The following is a 3,568-nucleotide window of genomic DNA, read 5'->3' as shown; positions in this document are numbered from 1 at the left end:
GTTTATATTTAAATCACAATATCTCTTTGGATAGAGTAATAATTTAATCATCTACCAAGAGTAATAGATTATCAATGACTTTTTTCAATTCCTCTGAGCCGCTCCTGCGTGAAAAACAGCAAGAGCTAGATTTTCAAGATATTCAAGGTCTAGTCTGTCTAAATTACCAAATTGGGAATTTCACTCTCTTTTCAAAGTTTTATACTCGCGTCGATCAAGCATTTATTCTCTGGGGACTAATTTCATCTGGAATTTTTGTAACCGCCCAGTTTCTACCCATTAGCTGGAATAGCCAAGCGATTTTGTGGTCAGTGCTTACCTTATTTGGTGCTGTCGGCATGGTAAGTCTAACTTGGTTTTGGGCAACTGTAGAACAGCTACGCTGGGTTGTTTATAGCTGGGCGATTTTAATCCTAGCGGGTTTAATCTTGACCGATCTGAGCATTTTTTTGGGATGGGGAGAGGTCTTGATTCGTTTGTGTCCACTCTGGTTAGGATTAAGTGCCATCGGCTACTTTTGCACCGGTGTAGGAATGCGATCGCGCACATTTATTCTGATGGGATTTATTCATTTGCTGGGAATCTTAGTTTTACCGTACTGCGGTGTCATGCAGTTTCTGTCAACGGGGCTAATTATGACCGTTAGTTTACTGTTACTAGCAGAATTACAATGGGATATGCAATCTTCAAGTGATTACAACCAATTAACACCACAACAAAAGCAGTTTAACCAAGCACAGTCCCAACAACGTAGAATGAGCAGCTAAAGTTATCCAATAGAATTCAGGAGTCAGGAGTCAGAATTCAGAATGAATTTTGACCTAAAAAGCGGATAGCGTCTCGTAGAAAGCGTCTTGATTCTGAATTCTTCTTCAAAAAGAATTAAAATCTTACTTTAGACGAGTTTGTATAAACAATATAGCTATATCTCTTGGCTAGCTAGTGTTTATACCCTAGAGGGAGAGTTTTTCACCCAACTGTTAGCTATTCTAGTAAATGAAAGCAGAGAACACTGTATGGGTGTTATGCCGCAGTGGCCCAATATCAGACATCGAAGATGAGCGATCGCAGATGTTTGAACAGTGTAAATCAATAAAAACCCTTGACGGTGTGGAGTTTCTGTCGCTTCCTCCACTTAGTTATCATTGAAGGGGAGATTAAATTCTTCATCAGAGCGGTCTAAGGTGATAAACGTCTTGTGTTTTTACATTACAAGTTAGTTTTGACACTCCAATATCCTTGATTCAAAATAAATTAAGGATATTGGAGTTTCACGGCTAATGCAACTATCTGTTAGTTGGCGTTTGTGTGTCAAAATATTCACGCCAACGACTAATTTTAGTATCCTTGAAATCTACAACAATTACGTCATCAGCTTTATTACGACGACCTGTCGCCTTTTCGGTATCTTCGTAATACCACTCTACTGCTGCCTGATTTGCCCCAATGATAATCCGATGGATGTCTATTTTGATATCTGAATACTGTTGTTTAAAATGGGTAAGTTCTTCTCTAATTCTTTCTTGCCCCCGCCAGCATTGACCAGGCACGATTAGTTCTCCATCAACGGTAAATAATTGTGCAAGAGCATCGACATCTTGAGCAATCCATGCATCTTTAGCTTTTTCTATTAATATCTGGATATCTTGTTGGTTCATAGACTGACTGGCAAATAAAGGTGTGCTAAAAGTTAAGCTAACAAATACAGTTCCTAAAACTAGCCATTGAGATAACCAAAGCATCTAGATTATTTTATTTTCTAAAGTATCAAGCTATAGAGCATTACTAACATTTAAGCATAAGTTGGTTTAATTGCGATCGCACTTGCCTAAAAATCCTGTTTTGTCTGATTTTGTCTTGGAAATATTTAAGATATCTACTTTAAATTAAACAGAAATGGTTTCACAGATGAAATCATCCGATCTAATTCAGTTTTATTGTGTTTGAGAAGATCGTTCCCCCACAATTCATTGGTGTTATCGGAACAATCTTTTGCAAGAGCTTCTCCAATCTCCTCAAAGTTCTTGTTAATATCTCTCTTTAACCTCTCTGGTTCAGATAACACTCCAAGAACAAATACTCTATTTTTTAAATCATCTGGAATTTGATGCTTTACATAAATCAATCTATCTTTATCCTCATCAAAATCAATCAGCAAAGCAATCATTCTGTCTGGATATTGTCGCATTGTAGAGGCATAATCATTTGTGAATTTCTCCACAACATTTTTCCAACCACCAGCCTCTGGTAGGACTTGAATAGCGCGGCTATTGAGGTTTAGATCGAGAATAAATCCGTTTGCAATCTGACGATTAGCATCGTCTTCAGGCAACACAAGAATGTGCGGTCTATGCTTATTTATGCTCATAGTTCTATATCGCCACGAATCAAGGCATCTACAAGATCGCCTGGAACAGACAGATCGTTGAGCAATCTGATTAAAGTTGGCTCTAAGTGGCTTTTTCGATCGAGTACAAAGGTATTTTCATTTGAAAACTTTCGGATTGCTTCAGGATTATGAGATGTCACCAAAATTTGGCCAACATTATTAAATGAGCGTCGCAATGATGTTAGAAAATGTCCAATCTCTGATATAGCAAGATAGTTGTCAGGTTCATCCCAGAAGCAAAAAAGAGGGCCGTATGATTCGTTAGCAGCTAAGACAACAGAGCAAAGGAAAAAGCATTTTTCACCGTCAGATAAGGCTTCAAAGTCAACACTCAGATTCGCATTATTTTCTTGAAATCGAACAATCATGCTTTTGGAGTCTTTACCGATTAGTTCATTCAGAAAATCCTTAATATCAGGCATAACTTCACGGAGATATTGCACAACCTCTGTGTACGCAGCCGGATAGCGACTGAGTAATCCAGAAAACCACTCCCCGAAATTTGAACCATCCCGTTTTGGCTCCAAACTATCACCATTGGAGTCTCCTGTCATCAAGCTTGGGATTGGGGCTAAAATAATCATGCGAGCAAGCCAAGTCTTGAAAATATGAATAGGATCGGTTTGAATTACTGGAAGGGCAACAAGATGCCAATCTACTAGAAACTCAGCCTCACGATTTTGTGAATTCTTGTAAACAGTAACTTGAGCTTCTTTGCGAGAGTATATTGGATCTCCGGCAATTATCAATTCCTCTTCAAAAACTCGAAGTTCTTTAAATTTTTCTGGCAACTCCAAAGCAAGGACATATTTGTATAATTTATCGTCAAGTAATACTTCTATTTCAAAGCGGATTGGAACATCAGACCTTCCACGAGCGAAATCTTTTGGGCTAATAAGTTTAAGCTTTTCAAGTTCGCGCATTCTATTAATGCCTCGACCAATGGACTGAAGTACCTCTAATGCAGAAGCAGTAGTTGATTTACCTGAACCGTTTTTCCCAATCAAGAGAGCAGATGACATCCCCTTTATGGTTAGTTCAAAGTTTTCTAAGCATCTGAAGTTGTGTATATATAGTCTTTGAAGCATAGGAAAACGCCATAACAACCAGTTTACCTTCTACACTCAAATTGAAAATTGACTTGACTGATGAGCAATTTTTCCAGAGCGATCGCAAAAT

Annotated in this window: 5 protein-coding genes; 2 read left to right on the top strand and 3 right to left on the bottom strand. The window is 38.2% G+C overall.

Annotation, left to right across the window (positions count from 1 at the left end; genetic code table 11):
• The first annotated feature begins 74 nt into the window (after nt 1–74).
• Entirely contained in the window at nt 75–767 is a 693-nt protein-coding gene (locus tag HWQ37_RS32845) for a hypothetical protein (RefSeq protein WP_292755333.1), read from the top strand.
• 229 nt (nt 768–996) lie between these two features.
• Nucleotides 997–1,149 carry a hypothetical protein gene (locus HWQ37_RS32840; protein ID WP_292755331.1) on the top strand — a complete coding sequence of 51 codons (153 nt, stop codon included), beginning with the start codon at nt 997–999 and terminating at the stop codon, nt 1,147–1,149.
• A 137-nt stretch (nt 1,150–1,286) separates the two neighbouring features.
• Here HWQ37_RS32840 and HWQ37_RS32835 read toward each other — a convergent pair whose 3' ends face one another.
• The 3 genes from HWQ37_RS32835 to HWQ37_RS32825 form a co-directional block, all read right to left on the bottom strand.
• Nucleotides 1,287–1,742, bottom strand: a complete 456-nt coding sequence (locus HWQ37_RS32835) for a nuclear transport factor 2 family protein (RefSeq protein ID WP_292755330.1) — start codon at nt 1,740–1,742, stop codon at nt 1,287–1,289.
• 134 nt (nt 1,743–1,876) lie between these two features.
• The gene (locus tag HWQ37_RS32830; protein WP_292755329.1) at nt 1,877–2,368 is read right to left on the bottom strand and encodes a hypothetical protein; all 492 of its coding nucleotides are present in this window, start codon (nt 2,366–2,368) and stop codon (nt 1,877–1,879) included.
• A complete protein-coding gene (locus HWQ37_RS32825) occupies nt 2,365–3,477 on the bottom strand; it encodes an AAA family ATPase (RefSeq protein ID WP_292755327.1) in 1,113 nt (370 codons plus the stop codon). Before HWQ37_RS32825 ends, HWQ37_RS32830 begins: the two co-directional genes overlap by 4 nt.
• Between the last annotated feature and the right edge of the window lie 91 nt (nt 3,478–3,568).

Origin of the sequence: Nostoc sp. NMS4 (assembly GCF_017115095.1) — a bacterium.
Lineage (GTDB): Bacteria > Cyanobacteriota > Cyanobacteriia > Cyanobacteriales > Nostocaceae > Nostoc.
Note: the sequence above shows the minus strand (reverse complement) of the source record. Positions and strands in the feature narration are given on the sequence as shown.